This window comes from Chishuiella sp. (assembly GCF_032109125.1).
Classification (GTDB): domain Bacteria; phylum Bacteroidota; class Bacteroidia; order Flavobacteriales; family Weeksellaceae; genus Empedobacter.
Genome location: NZ_DAMCLZ010000015.1, coordinates 1 through 17,168 on the forward strand (window position 1 = coordinate 1; position 17,168 = coordinate 17,168).

The 17,168-nt window shown below is 30.5% G+C and carries 15 protein-coding genes; all 15 read right to left on the reverse strand.

What is annotated here, in order from left to right; all coding sequences use genetic code 11:
• Positions 1–563 precede the first annotated feature (563 nt).
• Positions 564–1,952, reverse strand: a complete 1,389-nt coding sequence (locus tag RT575_RS13280) for an NADH-quinone oxidoreductase subunit N (RefSeq protein ID WP_313581493.1) — start codon at positions 1,950–1,952, stop codon at positions 564–566.
• Between the two features lie 20 nt (positions 1,953–1,972).
• On the reverse strand, positions 1,973–3,391 hold the full coding sequence (locus RT575_RS13285; RefSeq protein WP_313581494.1) for an NADH-quinone oxidoreductase subunit M: 1,419 nt from the start codon (positions 3,389–3,391) through the stop codon (positions 1,973–1,975).
• Positions 3,392–3,393: 2 nt separating this feature from the next.
• Positions 3,394–5,292: an NADH-quinone oxidoreductase subunit L gene (gene nuoL / locus RT575_RS13290; protein ID WP_313581495.1), complete on the reverse strand. Its 1,899-nt coding sequence runs from the start codon at positions 5,290–5,292 to the stop codon at positions 3,394–3,396.
• 3 nt (positions 5,293–5,295) lie between these two features.
• Complete coding sequence (gene nuoK, locus RT575_RS13295) at positions 5,296–5,622, reverse strand: NADH-quinone oxidoreductase subunit NuoK (RefSeq protein ID WP_313374682.1); 327 nt, start codon at positions 5,620–5,622, stop codon at positions 5,296–5,298.
• A gap of 16 nt (positions 5,623–5,638) precedes the next feature.
• Positions 5,639–6,157: an NADH-quinone oxidoreductase subunit J gene (locus RT575_RS13300; RefSeq protein WP_313581496.1), complete on the reverse strand. Its 519-nt coding sequence runs from the start codon at positions 6,155–6,157 to the stop codon at positions 5,639–5,641.
• On the reverse strand, positions 6,157–6,657 hold the full coding sequence (gene nuoI / locus RT575_RS13305) for an NADH-quinone oxidoreductase subunit NuoI (protein WP_313386884.1): 501 nt from the start codon (positions 6,655–6,657) through the stop codon (positions 6,157–6,159). Before nuoI ends, RT575_RS13300 begins: the two co-directional genes overlap by 1 nt.
• A gap of 22 nt (positions 6,658–6,679) precedes the next feature.
• The gene (gene nuoH, locus RT575_RS13310; RefSeq protein ID WP_313386883.1) at positions 6,680–7,729 is read right to left on the reverse strand and encodes an NADH-quinone oxidoreductase subunit NuoH; all 1,050 of its coding nucleotides are present in this window, start codon (positions 7,727–7,729) and stop codon (positions 6,680–6,682) included.
• Positions 7,730–7,750: 21 nt separating this feature from the next.
• The gene (locus RT575_RS13315) at positions 7,751–8,833 is read right to left on the reverse strand and encodes a 2Fe-2S iron-sulfur cluster-binding protein (protein WP_313581497.1); all 1,083 of its coding nucleotides are present in this window, start codon (positions 8,831–8,833) and stop codon (positions 7,751–7,753) included.
• Positions 8,834–8,840: 7 nt separating this feature from the next.
• The gene (gene nuoF, locus RT575_RS13320; protein WP_313581498.1) at positions 8,841–10,199 is read right to left on the reverse strand and encodes an NADH-quinone oxidoreductase subunit NuoF; all 1,359 of its coding nucleotides are present in this window, start codon (positions 10,197–10,199) and stop codon (positions 8,841–8,843) included.
• On the reverse strand, positions 10,199–10,690 hold the full coding sequence (locus RT575_RS13325) for an NAD(P)H-dependent oxidoreductase subunit E (RefSeq protein ID WP_313386880.1): 492 nt from the start codon (positions 10,688–10,690) through the stop codon (positions 10,199–10,201). Before RT575_RS13325 ends, nuoF begins: the two co-directional genes overlap by 1 nt.
• Positions 10,691–10,705: 15 nt before the next feature.
• Complete coding sequence (locus tag RT575_RS13330; protein ID WP_313581499.1) at positions 10,706–11,950, reverse strand: NADH-quinone oxidoreductase subunit D; 1,245 nt, start codon at positions 11,948–11,950, stop codon at positions 10,706–10,708.
• Between the two features lie 2 nt (positions 11,951–11,952).
• Positions 11,953–12,492 (reverse strand): NADH-quinone oxidoreductase subunit C, encoded by a 540-nt coding sequence (locus RT575_RS13335; RefSeq protein WP_313386878.1) that lies wholly within the window; start codon positions 12,490–12,492, stop codon positions 11,953–11,955.
• 10 nt (positions 12,493–12,502) lie between these two features.
• Positions 12,503–13,075 carry an NADH-quinone oxidoreductase subunit B gene (locus RT575_RS13340; protein WP_313374695.1) on the reverse strand — a complete coding sequence of 191 codons (573 nt, stop codon included), beginning with the start codon at positions 13,073–13,075 and terminating at the stop codon, positions 12,503–12,505.
• Positions 13,076–13,102: 27 nt separating this feature from the next.
• Positions 13,103–13,468, reverse strand: coding sequence for an NADH-quinone oxidoreductase subunit A (locus RT575_RS13345; RefSeq protein WP_313386877.1), 366 nt, complete (start codon positions 13,466–13,468; stop codon positions 13,103–13,105).
• A gap of 226 nt (positions 13,469–13,694) precedes the next feature.
• Positions 13,695–17,063 carry a transcription-repair coupling factor gene (gene mfd, locus RT575_RS13350; protein WP_313581500.1) on the reverse strand — a complete coding sequence of 1,123 codons (3,369 nt, stop codon included), beginning with the start codon at positions 17,061–17,063 and terminating at the stop codon, positions 13,695–13,697.
• Positions 17,064–17,168 lie beyond the last annotated feature (105 nt).

A 17,168-nucleotide genomic window follows, 5' to 3' on the forward strand; every position in this document is an offset into this window, starting at 1 on the left:
CAAAGATTCTTCGACAGGCTATGAATGACAGTTCGTGAGTTCTAAGTTGTGAGTTCTTAGTTATTAGTCTTAAGTTATAAGTAAAATAAGTAAAATAACTGAAACACTGAAGAACTTGAACCTAGTAACTCAAAAGATTCTTCGACAGGCTATGAATGACAGTTCGTGAGTTCTAAGTAATGAGTTGCAAGTCTTAAGTTATAAGTTTTACATTATATATTAATATGAAGAACACAATAACTAAAAGATTCTTCGAAAAGCTCTGAATGACAGTTGGTGAGTTATTAGTCTTAAGCTATAAGTGATATACCTAACTTAATAACTGAAACACTTAAACACTGGAAAAAAATGGTTGTTCTCCATACTAATTGTGTTAAGCCATGTCATAATTAGCGAGTAACAGCTACCTTGAAAAGTTGATGTTGCTAGCTACTTTGAGATATCGACTCGTGAGAAAGTAAACTGAAAGGTTACGATTCAACCCAAAAAAATATAAAATTTATTTATAAAAAAAGCTCTTATAAAAATTGATAAGAGCTTTTGATAGGTATATTATTAATGAATTACCACATTGGTGTTTGTAGAAATGATGATAAAATTCCTGGGAAAATTCCCATAACTATAAGAATTATCATTCCTAAAATAAGTAAGAAATTTGTTAAACCATCTTGTGTTTTTACTTTATTCTTTCCTTTTTTGAAATAGATATAATTGATTACTTTGAAATAATAGTACATACTAAGCACTGCCATTACTAAAGCAATTACTATTAAAAATAAATTTTTATCGTTTGCTCCTGCTATACTTAATGCCATGAATTTTGCAAAAAAACCTCCAGTTAATGGAATACCTGCAAGAGATATTAAGGCTATTGTAACAGATGCTGCTAAAATAGGATTTGCTTTTCCTAAACCTGAAAAATTCTCAAACGTTGGCTTTTTAAACTGATTGATTGTATAAAATATTATAATATTAGCAATTGAATATGATATTGTATAGAACAATAAAGCTTCTTTGGATGCTGAGTTTATAAAAAATAATGCAAACAACATAAATCCTGCTTGTGCGATTGACGAATAAGCCATCATTCTTTTTACTGATTTCTGAGTAACTGCTCCAAAATTTCCTATAAATAATGTTAGAATAATAATTGAGGCTAATAATAATTGGTAGTATGAGCCATATTGAGTGTTTACAGGTAATGATCTTAGCACTAAAATAAATCCTAAGAATGATCCACCTTTTACAATTGTAGACATGAATGATGTGAAAACAGTTGGCGTACCATCATATACATCTGGTGTCCATGCATGAAATGGTGCTGCAGAAACTTTGAAACAAAATGAGAAGATGATTAAACACCAACCTAAATAATATAGTGCTTCGAAATCTTTCATGTAGTTTACTAACTTATCCATCATGAATGAACCTGTTGAACCATATAAAAATGCTATACCTAATAAAAGTATTCCTGTAGAAAAAGCTCCCATCAAGAAATATTTTACTGAGGCTTCTGTACTTTTAATACTTGTTTTGCTTGTTCCTGCTATAATATACATAGGAATTGAAAGAAGTTCTATCCCCAAGAACATCATAACCAAATTATGAAATTGGGCTAAAACTGCAATTCCAACAAAAGAAAAGAAAATAAGTGCATAATATTCTGCTACATGTTTTCCTACTTTAACAAATGCATCTTTATTAATTAATAGATAAAAAATAGCTAATGCTGCTAAAGCTATAAAAAAGGAAACTCCATAAAGTGATTTTTCAATCATATTATCAAATTGTCCTGCAAACATAGAACATCCTCTGAGTTCGAAAATCCCTCCTATAATCATTCCGAAAAATAATATAACAGAAAGAATATTTAATGCACGATTATTTTTGATGAAAAATCCACTGAACATCAAAATAACTCCTGAAAGTGCTGATAAAATAATAGTATTCATATTCTATTTTTTCAAAATGATTAATGGGCTAAAAAATTAAAAATTGGTGCTGGATAAACTCCTAAAACAATTATTATAATTGCTAGAACAGCTAAAACTGCAATAGGTCCAAAACTATTTTTCTTTAAATCTTTGTGTTTTATATTTTTTACTTCTCCAAAAAGTAATGCGCTTGATAACCTCAACGTATAAACTGCCGATAAGATAACACCTAAACATGCTATAACACAAATTATAGGGTTATATATAAATAATGCTGAAAGCATCATAAACTCTCCAACAAATGAACTTGTTAAAGGCAATGCTACATTGGCTAAACAAAAAATCATAAATAGAATAGATAAAGTAGGATTTACTTTAGCTAAACCACTAATTGATTTAATATCTGTTAAATGATATTTTTTTTCCATAACATCTACACATAACCATAATCCTAGAACAACTAATCCGTGAGAAAACATTTGAAAATATGCTCCCGTAATACCATTTGATAATTCTGAAAAAAGTGAAACAAATATTAAAGCTAAATGCGCGATTGAGCTATAAGCAATAATTTTCTTCACGTTGTTTGCGCTTAATGCAATTAATGAAGCATAAACTAATCCTATAATCGCTATATATATAATGTATTTGAATAAGTGAGAAATTTCTGGAAATAATCCTAAATACCACGTTACAATTGCAAACAATCCCATTTTTGCCATAAGAGCAGATAATACTACTGTTAATGGCGTTGGTGATGTTTTATATATTGTTGGTTGCCATGTATGGAATGGGAAAATTGGAATTTTGATTACAAAAGCTATTAAAAACAACAATGCTAACGCAGTATTTGTTGAATAAGCTGCAGCTGTAACTTGCTGAACATCTTCTAATAAAAAAGATACAGGTCTTAAGAAAAATCCGATATAAACAATTCCTCCTAACATAAACATTGAACCAAAAATAGTATACAGAAAGAATGTCATATTAATTCTCAATTTATCTTTTCCTAATCCAAATAATCCAATTAAGAAATAAACTGGAATTAAAACTAACTCCCAAAAAAAGTAGAATAAAATTAAATCATGGGCTAGAAAAACTCCGTTTAAACCAGCTAATGTAATTAATAATAATCCGTAGAATGTATTCGTATATTTTTGTTTTGTTGTAGATAGATAAATGAATAATGCTAAATATGTGAAATTTGATAATATTAACATTAAACCTCCTAATCCACTAGCATTTAAAGCAAAATAAGTTTTAATGTTATTGAAATGAAACCACTGAGTTTGATAAATATTTTCTAGTCCACTTTCTTTACAAGATATCGAAAAGAATAATGCAATTAAAGCTCCTGCGACAAATGCACCAAACCATTTTTGTGGTTTTTGACCTTTCATTAATAGCATAAAAACTCCTACTATTAATGGTAAAATGATAAATAAAGATAAAAGCATTATTAACTATTTTGTGAAATTAAATACCCTATAAAAAAGATTGAAATACCAGCGACAAGTCCAATAACCATAAGCATGATATAAAATCCTACATTTCCGTTTTGTAATTGGCGTACATTTTTTGATGTATTACCAGATACAGATCCAAAACCAACAACAAAAGCAGCTAAGCCAGCTTTCTCGACATATTTCTTTAGAACATAACCTAATTCGAATAAAGGTTTTACGATTGCTTTATCATATAATTCATCGATATACCATTTATTTTCAAAGAACTTTGCAATTCCAGTTGCTTCTTCATCTTTTGAATCTGTGTATTTTTTTATTGCATAAGCAATAGCTAGAATAACACAAACAAATAGAGCTCCCATCATTAAATATTCAGTAGAATGAGCAATATGATGTGCTTCACCAATAACCACTACTCCACTAAGGAAGTTTTGTAATTTATGCCCATTCTCTACAAATAATTCTGGAATACCAACATAACCTGCAAAAACAGATAGAAATGCTAAAATAATTAAAGGAATTGTCATAGCTGCTGGACTTTCGTGAGGATGAACATGTTTATCACGTAAATCTCCTAAAAAAGTCATTGCATATAAGCGGAACATATAGAAAGCCGTCATTACAGAAACTATAAAACCTAATCCATAAACGATAGGATTAGAAACAAACATTCCTAGTAACATTTCATCTTTCGAAAAGAAACCTGATAAACCAGGTATTCCAGAAATCGCTAAACATCCTATTAAGAAAGTTATATGAGTAATTTTCATGTATTTCTTTAATCCTCCCATTTTACGCATATCCTGTTCGTGATGCATTCCATGAATAACAGAACCTGCACCTAAGAAAAGTAATGCTTTGAAAAAAGCATGAGTCATTACATGGAAAACCGCAGCGATATAAGCACCAGAACCAATTGCAGCAAACATTAATCCAAGTTGAGATACTGTAGAATAAGCCAAAACTTTTTTAATGTCATTCTGTTGCATTGCAATTGTTGCTGTTACAAATGCTGTTGCGATTCCTATATATTGTATAATTTCTAATGTAAATGGTGCTGCTGTGAAAAGAATATTACAACGAGTTATCATAAATATACCTGCTGTAACCATTGTCGCAGCATGTATTAATGCAGATACTGGAGTTGGTCCTGCCATTGCATCTGGTAACCATGTGAATAATGGTAATTGAGCTGATTTACCTGTTGCTGCTAAAAATAACAATAATGTAATTCCTGTTAATACAAAACCTGTAAATGCAGCTGGATCTATAGCTAATTGATGAAATACTTTTACATATTCTAATGTTCCAAATTCTTTAAAAATCCAAAACATAGCTAATAAAAAGCCTACATCACCGATACGGTTCATGATAAAAGCTTTTTTTGCTGCTTTTATATATTCAGGGTTTGTAAACCAAAATCCTATTAATAAGAAAGAACATAATCCAACTCCTTCCCAACCTATGAACATCATAACAAAGTTATTTCCCATTACAAGAATTAACATAAAAAAAATGAAAAGATTAAGGTATGAAAAGAATTTAGCAAAACCTTCGTCCTCGCTCATATAAGCAGAACTATAAACATGAATTAAAAATCCAACACCAGTAATAATTAACAAGAATAAACTTGTTAAAGCATCTATTTGAAATGCAAAAGGTACTTGCAATGTTGGAATATTAATAATATCAAATGCCTTAAAAATTAATGGCTGAGCTGTAGCTCCCGAAGGAACAGATACAAATACCATAATTGAAAGAATAAAACTAAACAAGACTGCTCCGCTACCAATAAAAGTAACTAAGCTTTTTGAAAGTACATTTCTTCCTAATCCATTTATTAAAAATCCTATGAATGGAATCAAAGGAATTAACCATATATATTTCTCCATTCTTTATCTTTTTAATCGATTTAACACATTGATATCTACTGAATGTACTTTGCGGAATAACAATATTATTACAGATAAACCTACTGCAACTTCAGCTGCGGCTACTATCATAATAAAGAAGACTAACAACTGTGCATCAGCTCCTTTTTCTAAGGCTGGATTTGTATGATAAAGCATTTTAGAAAATGCCACTAATAATAAATTCACAGCGTTTAACATTAATTCTATACACATAAAAATAACTATTGCATTACGACGAATCATAACACCTGTCATTCCTATTCCAAATAGGATTAATGATAAAGTAATATAATAACTGATTGGTAACATGTTTTACTTTTTATATTTAATCCAATATTTCTTCATCTTTCTTTGATAACATAACAGCTCCTATCATTGCTGAAATGAATAGAACGCTACTTAATTCGAATGGTAAAACATATTCTGAGTACAGTAAAGTCCCAAGATTATGTATTAAACCTATTTCTCCTGTAATTGGTTCTATTGCCGTAGAAGTCGCTGATTGATTTTTTGAGAAAATACCTATTGTAAGCACAATGAATAATAAAGAAATTAGACTAGCTGCTAATAATTTAGTTGGTTTCCCGAAAGAAAGCGTTTCATTATTCAAATTCATCAACATCACAACAAAGAGGAATAATACCATTATTGCACCTGCATAAACTATTATGTTTACAATCGCTAGAAATTGAGCATTTAGTAAAACATAATGACCACTAATACAGAAAAATGTGATAATTAAGTATAATATTGAATGTACAGGATTTTTACTAAACACCATTAATAACGCACTTAACACCGTTAAGCTCGATAAAACGTAAAAAAAAATTAAAGTTAATTCCATTAGTTTATAGCTTTTTTCGGGATTAATAAATCTTGTTTTGAATAGATAAAGTTTTTACGATCAAAACTCGCAGGGGGAACTGTTTGTGATAAATAAACAGCATCTTTTGGACAAGCTTCTTCACAGAATCCACAAAAAATACATCTCAACATATTTATTTCATATTTTGCAGCGTACTTTTCTTCACGATAAAGATTTTCTTCTCCAGGTAACCTTTCTGCAGCTTCCATTGTTATAGCTTCTGCTGGACAAGCGAGTGCACATAAACCACAAGCTGTACAATTTTCACGATTTTCTTCATCTCTATTCAGAACATGTAACCCTCTAAATACTGGACTAAATGGCCTTTGCTTTTCTGGATAGCTAATTGTTGCTTTTTTAGAAAAGAAATGTTTTAATGTAATCATCAATCCTTTTGCAATAGCAACAAAATAGATACTTTCCAAAAATGTTATTGGTTTGCGCTCTACTTGTTTAGCTCTATTTGTAATTGGTTCCATAATTTTTAATAATTTTGAGATTCTACTTTTCTAATAATAAAATCACTAATCCCGTTAATAGCATATTTATTAACGCCAGAGGCAATAATTTTTTCCATCCTAAATTCATCAATTGATCATATCTGAAACGCGGAATCGTCCAGCGTACCCACATATAAAAGAAAATAAAAAAACATGCCTTAGCAAATAATGATATGAAATTTAGAATAGCAACACCATTCATTCCTATTGACTCTACTAATTTTGCATCGTTAACAAATGGAATGTCATATCCTCCGAAATATAAAGTTGATATAACAACAGAACTAATAAAGATATTTATGTATTCCGCAAATAAGTAAAATCCCATTTTCATTGAAGAATATTCTGAATGATAACCACCTATCAATTCATTTTCAGCTTCAGCTAAATCAAAAGGAGTACGATTCGTTTCTGCAAACGAACAAACCAAAAAGATAATAAACCCTAAAGGTTGTAAAACGACAAACCATGCATGTTCTTGTTGATAATGAACTATATCACTTAATTTCAAAGACCCTGTAAACATTAAAATCGTAATCAACACTATCCCCATTGGTAGTTCGTACGAAATCATCTGTGATGCAGCACGCAATCCTCCCATCAAAGAATATTTATTATTGGAAGCCCAAGAACCTATCATAATTCCATAGACACCAATACTTAGTACAGCTAGGATATACAAGAATCCAATATTTATATCAGCTATTTGTGGAACTACAATTCTATCTCCAAACTGAAATGCTGTAGACCAAGGAATAACAGCACCCGTCATACAAGCTACTAACATAGCTAATGAAGGCCCTAGAATAAATAAGAATTTATTAGAATCTTTTGGAATAATTTCCTCTTTAGAAAATAATTTTAAACCATCTGCAAGTGGTTGTAATAATCCAAAGATACCCGCTCTATTCGGACCAATACGATCTTGTAAAAAAGCTGCAACTTTTCGTTCAGCCCAAGTAGCATACATCGCAATAACCAAAGCAAAAGCAATCATTATACCTACTAAAGCTAACTTTTCTAATGCATCAGCAATAAATTGTTCTCTCATTTTTAATTAATTTAGGTATGATTAATCTTTAAAATTATTACTCGTTGCTGGTCCTTCTATTTTAGAAAGATCTCTATTGGGTTCATTGACTTGTGAAACAGAATGAATATCCAATAAAATTTTAGGATCTCTTTTTATTACTTTAGGAAGAGTTTCCTTAGGTTCTATTTTATTTTCAAAATAATGACCTTGACGAATAACAGAATGTTTAGAAACATCTGATGGTTTATCTAAAATCCAATCATTGATATCTTTCTTCTCGAAACGACATTCGTTACAAATCCAATCTTTTACTTCATTAAACTCATCTTTACGAGCAGTTACACGAAATACCTCATCCCCTCTAAACCAAAGTTGAGCTTTACCTGAACAAGTAGGACAATCACGATGTGCATCTACTGGTTTTAAAAACCAAACACGATTTTTAAAACGAAACGTTTTATCTGTTAATGCACCAACTGGACAAACATCAATAATATTTCCTATAAATTCATTGTCTAAAGATTTATGAATATGTGTAGATATTTCAGCGTGATCTCCACGATTCATTACTCCATGTTCACGACATCCAGTAATTTGATCAGCTGTTTTTACACATCGATAACATAGAATGCATCGATTCATATTCAACTGAATATTTGGACCTAAGTCTTCTTTTGGAAAAGTTCTTCGATCAAATTCATATCGCGTAGCTTCTGCTCCATGTTCATAGCTTAAATCTTGTAATTTACATTCTCCAGCCTGATCACAAACAGGACAATCTAAAGGATGATTAATTAATAATAATTCAACTATACCTTTACGAGCTTCTAATGTTCTTTCTGATGTTTTATTACCCACAACCATTCCATCCATAACTGTTGTACGGCATGAAGGTACTAATTTTGGCATTGGACGAGGATCAGCTTCACTACCTTTTGACACTTCAACCAAACAAGTTCTGCAATTTCCTCCTGTATTTTCTAATTTACTATAATAACACATCGCTGGAGGTGCTATTTCTTTACCAAGCATACGAGCGGCTTGAAGGATTGTTGTTCCTGCTGGTACTTCAATCGTTTCGTTGTCGATAGTAACTTTAAATAATGGTGTTTCTTCTGCCATCTTCGTATTAGTTTACTGGTTCATTTATTTCGATAGGATCAGCATAATGAGCTAAACCATAATTACGAGTTAAACATTCTTCGGGATTGTTTATATGCCATTCAAATTCATCTCGAAAATGACGAATTGCTGCCGCAACAGGCCAGGCCGCTGCATCACCTAATGGACAAATTGTATTTCCTTCAATTTTTCGTTGAACATCCCATAACAATTCGATATCAGACATTTTTCCTTTGCCTTGATCAATTCTTTTCAAGATTTTTTCCATCCAACCTGTACCTTCTCGACAAGGAGAACATTGTCCACACGATTCGTGTCGATAAAAACGAGCTAAAGTATATGTATGATAAACTACATCTTGATCTTCATCTAAAACAATAAATCCTCCAGATCCCATCATTGTTCCTGTTTGAAAACCTCCTTCAGATAAACTTTCATAATTCATATAACGAGGCTTACCTTCTGCTGTTTTCAATAATAAATTTGCTGGAACAATAGGAACTGAACTTCCACCAGGAATACAGGCTTTTAATCGCTTTCCATTTGCTATTCCACCACAATATTCGTCAGAATAAATAAATTCTTCAACAGTAATTGTCATGTCTATTTCATAAACACCAGGTTTATTGATATTACCACAAGCAGATATTAATTTTGTACCTGTAGAACGTCCTACTCCAATTTTTGCATATTCTGCTCCTGTAATATCTATAATAGGAACTATGGCAGAAATTGTTTCTACATTATTTACCACAGTAGGTCTTCCCCATAATCCTTTAACAGCAGGGAAAGGAGGTTTTAAACGAGGATTACCACGTTTACCTTCTAATGATTCTAATAATGCTGTTTCTTCTCCACAGATATAAGCTCCACCACCACGTTGTACATAAATTTCTAAATCAAAACCTGAGCCTTGAATATTTTTACCTAACCATCCTGCTTCTTTTGCTTCATCGATTGCTTCTTCTAAAATTTCTGCAACCCAAGCATATTCTCCACGGATATAAATAAATGATGTATTTGATCCAAGGCAATAAGATGAAATTAAAATTCCTTCTACTAATAAATGAGGAATATACTCCATCAAAAATCTATCTTTAAATGTACCAGGTTCTGATTCGTCTGCATTTACAACCAAGTGTCTTGGAACACCTTCTGGTTTTGCCAAAAAGCTCCATTTCATTCCTGTTGGAAATCCAGCACCTCCACGCCCACGTAAACCTGAAGCTTTTACTTCTTCTAAGATTTCATCTGTCGTCATTTTAAGTGCTTTTTCCGCACTTGAATAACCTCCATTTTTGTGATAAGCTTTATAGTGACGAATACCTGGGACATCTATATTTTTTAATAGTAATTTTTTTCCCATTATGCTAGTTTTTTCAGTTCTTCTAATAACTCATCAACCTTTTCTATTGTTAAGTTTTCTCGATAAGTTTTTCCTAATTGTAACATTGGAGCATAACCACAAGCACCTAAACATTCTGCAGGTTTCAATGTAAATAATCCATCGGCAGAAGTTCCACCTTCTTTTATATCTAATTTTGTTTTGATGTGTTCTATTATTTTATCAGATCCACGTAACATACATGGTCCTGTTTGACAAACTTCTAAAACATATTTTCCAACAGGGTTAAGATTAAACATTGAATAAAAAGAAGCTACTTCGTAAACTTCTACGGGTAAAATATTTAACAGTTGAGCTACATAATCCAAATGAGGTGTATCTAACCAACCTCCAAATTCTAATTGAGCGACATGAAGTATTGGAATTAAAGCACTTTTTTGTTTACCTTCTGGATAACGTGCTATAATTTTATTTACTTTTTGTTGTGTTTCTTCTGAAAATTGTACTTCCATTTCTAACAATTTTTATTAAGCATCAAGCTCACCTGCGATTAAGTTTAAACTACTCATTGTAACGATTGCATCAGAAATCATTAATCCATTTATTATCTCTGGAAAAGCTTGATAATAAATAAAACAAGGTCTTCTGAAATGAAGTCTATAAGGAGATCTTCCTCCGTCAGAAATAAAATAAAATCCTAATTCTCCATTTGCAGCTTCTATACAATTATATATCTCTCCTTTAGGAATTTCTATTTCTCCCATAATGATTTTAAAATGATAGATTAAAGCTTCCATTTTTGTATATACATCTGCTTTTTTGGGTAAATAGAAATCTGGAGCATCAGCGTGATATAATTTTGCTTCTTCTCCTTCTAAAACGTTTATTTTGTCTATTGCTTGATTAATAATTCGCATACTTTGCCACATCTCTTGACCACGAACTAAAAATCTATCGTAACAATCTCCTGTTGTACCAACTGGGATATCAAATTCAAATTCATCATACCTACAATATGGTTTTGCAACACGGATATCATAATCAACACCTGCAGCTCTTAAATTAGGTCCTGTAAATCCATAATTTAAAGCTCTTTCAGCAGAAATACCTCCAACTCCCTGAGTACGATCCATAAAAATTCTATTTCTTAAAAAAAGATTTTCAAACTCTGTTAAAACTCCAGGGAATTCTTTTAAAAATTGATAGATTTTATTCCAAGCAACATCAGAGAAATCTCTTTCAAAACCTCCTATTCTACCAATATTTGTAGTCAATCTTGAGCCACATATTTCTTCAAAAATTTCATAAATAAGCTCCCTATACTGCATAACATATAAAAATCCCGTAAAAGCTCCTGTATCAACCCCCATAATAGAGTTACATACAATATGATCTGCAATACGAGATAGCTCCATAATTATAATACGTAGATAAGAAACTCTTTTTGGTATTTCTAAACCTAAGAATTTTTCTACTGTCATATGCCAACCTAAATTATTTAATGGTGCAGAAACATAATTTAAGCGATCTGTTAAAGGTGTTATTTGGTACAAAGGTCTACGCTCTGCAATTTTTTCGAAAGCACGATGAATATATCCAACCGTAGGCACAGCTGATTTGATTATTTCACCATCTATCTCTAAAATATTCTGAAATACACCATGTGTAGCAGGATGAGTAGGTCCTAAGTTTAATGTAATGGTACTTTTTTCTAAAGATCCATCAGAAAGTCCGACATGTTTTTTTGATTTTTTTACTTTATCTTTTCCCATGACTAGTTGGCTTTTATATTCATATTTCCAAAATGAAAATCTCCTCCACGTCCAAACATTTCATCGTCTTTATCTCTACGTGTTTGATCCTCCAACGGAAATTCTTTTCGTAATGGATGATAATCCATTTCATCAACATTCATAATTCGTATCAAATTAGGGTGACCAATAAAATTGACACCAAAAAAATCATATACCTCACGCTCTAACCAATTTGATGTTTCAAATAATTTTGTAGCAGTAAAAATTGAAGGATTATTAATAGGTATACTGAAATTTAATCTTAATTCAACTCCTTTATACATATTATACACTAAGTATGTCACTGTAATTTCTTCTCCTACACGATCTGGATAATGTACAGCTGTCAAATCTTTCATAAACCTAAAAGCTAATTCTTCTTCATCATGTAAATATTGAAGAATCTTAAGATTATACTCTTTATTTGCGTAAATAGATAAAACTCCAAAATGTTCTTCATAACCAAGGATATTCTCTTGAAATTTATGAACCAAGCGATCTTTTATAAATGAATTTTCCATTATTTACTAATTATTTAATTCCGTAGCTCGCTAATAATTCTTGATATTCTGGACTACTTCTTCGTCGAACACTTTCTGATTCTACTAATTCTTGTATTCTTAAAATACCATTAATGATTCCTTCTGGACGAGGAGGGCAACCTGGTACATATACATCTACTGGAATAACCTCATCTATTCCTTGTAAAACAGAATAAGTATCAAAAATCCCACCTGAACTAGCACAAGCACCAACAGCCATTACCCATCTTGGTTCTGCCATTTGTATATAAACTTGTTTAAGAACTGGAGCCATTTTTTTTGATATAGTTCCCATTACCATTAATAAATCACATTGTCTTGGTGTAAAAGCTAAACGTTCTGAGCCAAAGCGTGCCAAATCATAAGTTGAAGCCATTGTTGCCATAAATTCAATTCCACAACAACTTGTTGCAAAAGGCAATGGCCAAATAGAATTTTTACGTGCTAATCCAACTACCTTTGATAACTGCATAGTCATAAATCCCTCTCCTTCGTAACCTCCAGGAGATTCTACTATTTTTACATTAGTGTTATGTGTTACTGGTCTTTTATTATGAATCATTGTGTTTGTGTTTGAATTAATAAATCATTATTTTTCCCAATCAAATGCACCTTTTTTACGTACATATAAATACATAATAAAAAAAGAGGCTACAAATGTTGCAACTGCTATGAATCCACCCCAGCCCAATGCTCTAAAATTAGCAGCATAAGGATAGAAAAAAACAACTTCGACATCGAACAAAACGAATAGAATTGCAACTAAAAAATACTTAATCGCAAATGGTTGACGTGCATTTCCTTCTTTTTTTATACCAGATTCAAAATTTTCTAACTTTTCATCTGTTTTCCTAGATGGTCCAAGAAAATGTGTAACTGTAATAATTCCAGCTACAAATGCAAAAGCAACTATAAATAGAATTAAAATAGGAATGTAACTAGAGGCTGTTTCCATAATTGTTTATGTTTTATCCAACAAAATTGTATTGATAAATTTAATAATTATTTAGACAAATATCTATAATGGTTAATTTACAAATAGTTATAGTTCTTAATTCATTAAAATTTCACACTTTTTATCAAAATCAGTATTTTATATAGGTATATAAAAAAAGTGAATTAGAAAATAATCTAATTCACCTTGTATTTATTAAAATATAACTATTTTTTTATACTTTATTTTATTGATTTAATATATTATTCAACACTATTAACACTTCTTTAATATTTTTAACATTTTCTATTCTTAAAAATAATGTTGGATAATCCTCTCCTTTTTTGGGTTGTTTTTCCTTGAAATTTAAATTTTTAGCGTTATTTTGGACATAATTTAAAATTAATCTAAATTTTTCTGAGTGGTAAAATTCACTTTGTGGCTTATTGATAAAATAAGCTAAGAGTACTCCATTTTTCATAACCAAACGCTCAAAACCTAATTTTTTACTTACCCATTTAAGCTGAATTGATTGTAATAAATTTTCTACTTCTTCTGGAATTGGACCAAACCTATCAATTAAATTATTTCTAAAAATACTTAATTCTTCTTCTGTATTAATATCTGCTAAATCTTTATAAAGTAATAGTCTTTCTTCAGAACTCTCTATATATTCATCTGGAATTATTATTTGTAAATCTGAATCAATTTGAACATCAGAAACATATTCTTTTTCTGTTTCGTTATTTTGATCTTCAAATAAATCTTTAAAATCAGTTGACTTTAATTCTTCTATTGCCTCATTTAAAATTTTCTGATAAGTTTCAAAACCAATATCCATCATAAACCCTGTTTGTTCAGCTCCTAGAAGATTTCCAGCTCCTCGAATTTCTAAATCTTTCATTGCAATATTAAATCCTGAACCTAAATCCGAAAACTGTTCGATTGCTTGTAATCTTTTTCTAGCTTCTTCTGTTAAAACAGAAATAGGAGGTGCTACTAGATAACAAAATGCTTTACGGTTACTTCTACCTACCCTTCCTCTCATCTGATGCAAATCAGCTAAACCAAAATTCTGAGCATCATTAATAAGAATTGTATTCGCATTTGGTACATCTAGTCCAGATTCTATAATTGTTGTAGACACAAACACATCATATCTTCCATCAATAAAATCCAGAAGAACAGCCTCTAATGCTTTACCCTCCATTTGTCCATGACCAATTGCAACACGAGCATCAGGAACTAAACGCTGAACCATTCCTGCAATATCTTTTAATGATTGAACTCGATTATGGATAATGTAAACTTGTCCTCCTCGTTGCATTTCATACATAATAGAATCTCTGAAGACTTCTTCATTAAATCCTACTAACTGCGTATCTACAGGTTGCCTATTTGGTGGTGGAGTTTTAATAACAGATAAATCACGAGCAGCCATCAAAGAAAATTGTAATGTTCTAGGAATTGGTGTTGCTGTAAGAGTTAATGTATCTATATTTTCTCGTAAAGTTTTTAATTTATCTTTTACTCCTACTCCGAATTTATGTTCCTCATCAACGATTAATAATCCTAAGTCTTTATACTCTATTTTAGGATTTACTAATTGATGAGTACCAATAACAATATCTACTTGTCCAGATTTTAATCCATCTAAAACAGCTTTTTTCTTTGTTCCTGTAACAAACCTATTAAGATATGCAACTTTTACAGGTAAATCAGCCAATCGTTCTGAAAACGTTTTGAAATGCTGAAATGCAAGAATTGTTGTAGGAACAAGAACAGCAACTTGTTTTCCATCAACAGCTGCCTTCATCGCTGCACGAATTGCTACTTCTGTTTTACCAAAACCAACATCTCCACAAACTAATCTATCCATTGGTCTTTCGGACTCCATATCAGCTTTTACATCTTGTGTAGCTTTATATTGATCTGGAGTATCTTCATAAATAAAAGAAGCTTCTAATTCATTCTGTAAATAAGTATCTGGTGAATATGAAAAACCTTTGCGAGCACGACGTTTTGCATATAATTTTATCAAATCAAAAGCAATTTCCTTTACTTTAGCTTTAGTTTTGTTCTTTAAATTTTTCCATGCTGGAGAACCAATTTTAGAAACCTTAGGCTCTACTCCATCTTTTCCTCTAAATTTTGCTATCTTATGTAAAGAATGAATATTAACGTATAAAATATCATTATTTTGATAAATCAATTTTATTGATTCTTGCATTACACCATTATTATTAAGACGTACAAGACCTGCAAATTTTCCAATTCCGTAATCTATGTGCGTAACAAAATCTCCTACTTGAAGTGAATTAATCTCTTTTAGTGTGATTGCTTCTTTTTTGGTAAAAGAATTACGAAGATTAAATTTATGATATCGTCCAAAAATTTGATGGTCTGTATAACATGTCAATTGAAGCTCATCATCTATAAAACCTTGGAAAAATGTTCCTAAAACAGGAGAATAAGAAACTTCTTTTCCTATATCTTCAAAAATCTCTTCAAATCTTCTTATTTGATTTTCGTTGGAACAAAGAATTAGATTGTTATATCCTCTATTTTTATGTTCATTTAAATCATCAATAAGTAATTCAAACTGTTTATTAAAAGTAGGCTGAGGCTTAAAAGGAGATTCTAAAACATCTACTGTTTCAAAAAATGGTTTCATTGCAATTTCAATAGAACCAAATTCGGCTAATTGATGAAAGAATTCATTTTGACTTAAAAACAACTGTTTTGGCTCTAATTGTTTGATTTCTCCGTTTAATTTTGAGAATGATTCTTCAGCATATTCAAAATTTTTGTTGATTTGTTTTCCTAAAACAGAAATATTTTTGGTAATAATTATACTATTTGATGGTATAAATTCTAAAAAACTTTCTCTTTTTTCATCAACATTTTTACTTTCTAGATTAGGAATAATAGTAATATCCTTTGTTGTAGATATGGATAATTGATTTTCAATATCAAATGTTCTGATTGTCTCAACCTCATCTCCAAACAATGAAATACGATAAGGATGTTCATTCGAAAATGAAAAAACATCAACTATTCCTCCTCTTATAGAAAACTCTCCTGGTTCTGAAACAAAATCAACTTTTTTGAAATCATAAGAAATTAAAACTTCAGTTAAAAAATCAATTCCTAATTCATTTCCTACTTTTACTTTTAATGTATTTGTAGATAAAGCTTTTTTTGTTACAACTTTTTCTTGTAACGCTTCTGCATAAGTAACAACAATTTTATGATGTTTGGTATTAGATAAACTATTTAAAACTTCTGTTCTAATTACAACATTAGCATTATTTACTTCCTCAACCTCATAAGGACGTTTATACGAAGATGGAAAAAATAAAACTTGTTCTCTATCAAACAAAGTTTCTAAATCATTTAAAACATAAGCAGCTTCTTCTTTATCATCAAAAATAAGAACTATAGGATGTGATAATCTATCAAACAAATGTCCAGAAAGAATACTTAATCCAGATCCTAAAAATCCTTTGATATTAGCCTTATGTTTAGGGTTAGATTTATAATCGGAAATAAGTTTTTGTACGAATTCTGATGAATCGTATAAACTAAAAACGTTTTGAATAACTTTTTGCTTCAAAATTTTCTATATATAAAATTTATTGAATATATTTTTAATGATAAATCAATAAAAATGACAAATAAATGCGAATAACAAATAAATGATATTTTTATGAAAAAATAT

Coding starts and splice junctions, on each gene's coding strand:
- RT575_RS13345 (WP_313386877.1), bottom strand. CDS start 13,468: ATGGAAACAGCCTCTAGTTACATTCCTATTTTAATTCTATTTATAGTT.
- nuoH (WP_313386883.1), bottom strand. CDS start 7,729: ATGAGAGAACAATTTATTGCTGATGCATTAGAAAAGTTAGCTTTAGTA.
- RT575_RS13315 (WP_313581497.1), bottom strand. CDS start 8,833: ATGGCAGAAGAAACACCATTATTTAAAGTTACTATCGACAACGAAACG.
- RT575_RS13285 (WP_313581494.1), bottom strand. CDS start 3,391: ATGCTTTTATCTTTATTTATCATTTTACCATTAATAGTAGGAGTTTTT.
- RT575_RS13325 (WP_313386880.1), bottom strand. CDS start 10,690: ATGGAAGTACAATTTTCAGAAGAAACACAACAAAAAGTAAATAAAATT.
- nuoK (WP_313374682.1), bottom strand. CDS start 5,622: ATGTTACCAATCAGTTATTATATTACTTTATCATTAATCCTATTTGGA.
- nuoF (WP_313581498.1), bottom strand. CDS start 10,199: ATGGGAAAAAAATTACTATTAAAAAATATAGATGTCCCAGGTATTCGT.
- nuoL (WP_313581495.1), bottom strand. CDS start 5,292: ATGGAGAAATATATATGGTTAATTCCTTTGATTCCATTCATAGGATTT.
- RT575_RS13340 (WP_313374695.1), bottom strand. CDS start 13,075: ATGATTCATAATAAAAGACCAGTAACACATAACACTAATGTAAAAATA.
- RT575_RS13300 (WP_313581496.1), bottom strand. CDS start 6,157: ATGGAATTAACTTTAATTTTTTTTTACGTTTTATCGAGCTTAACGGTG.
- RT575_RS13330 (WP_313581499.1), bottom strand. CDS start 11,950: ATGGGAAAAGATAAAGTAAAAAAATCAAAAAAACATGTCGGACTTTCT.
- RT575_RS13335 (WP_313386878.1), bottom strand. CDS start 12,492: ATGGAAAATTCATTTATAAAAGATCGCTTGGTTCATAAATTTCAAGAG.
- RT575_RS13280 (WP_313581493.1), bottom strand. CDS start 1,952: ATGAATACTATTATTTTATCAGCACTTTCAGGAGTTATTTTGATGTTC.
- nuoI (WP_313386884.1), bottom strand. CDS start 6,657: ATGGAACCAATTACAAATAGAGCTAAACAAGTAGAGCGCAAACCAATA.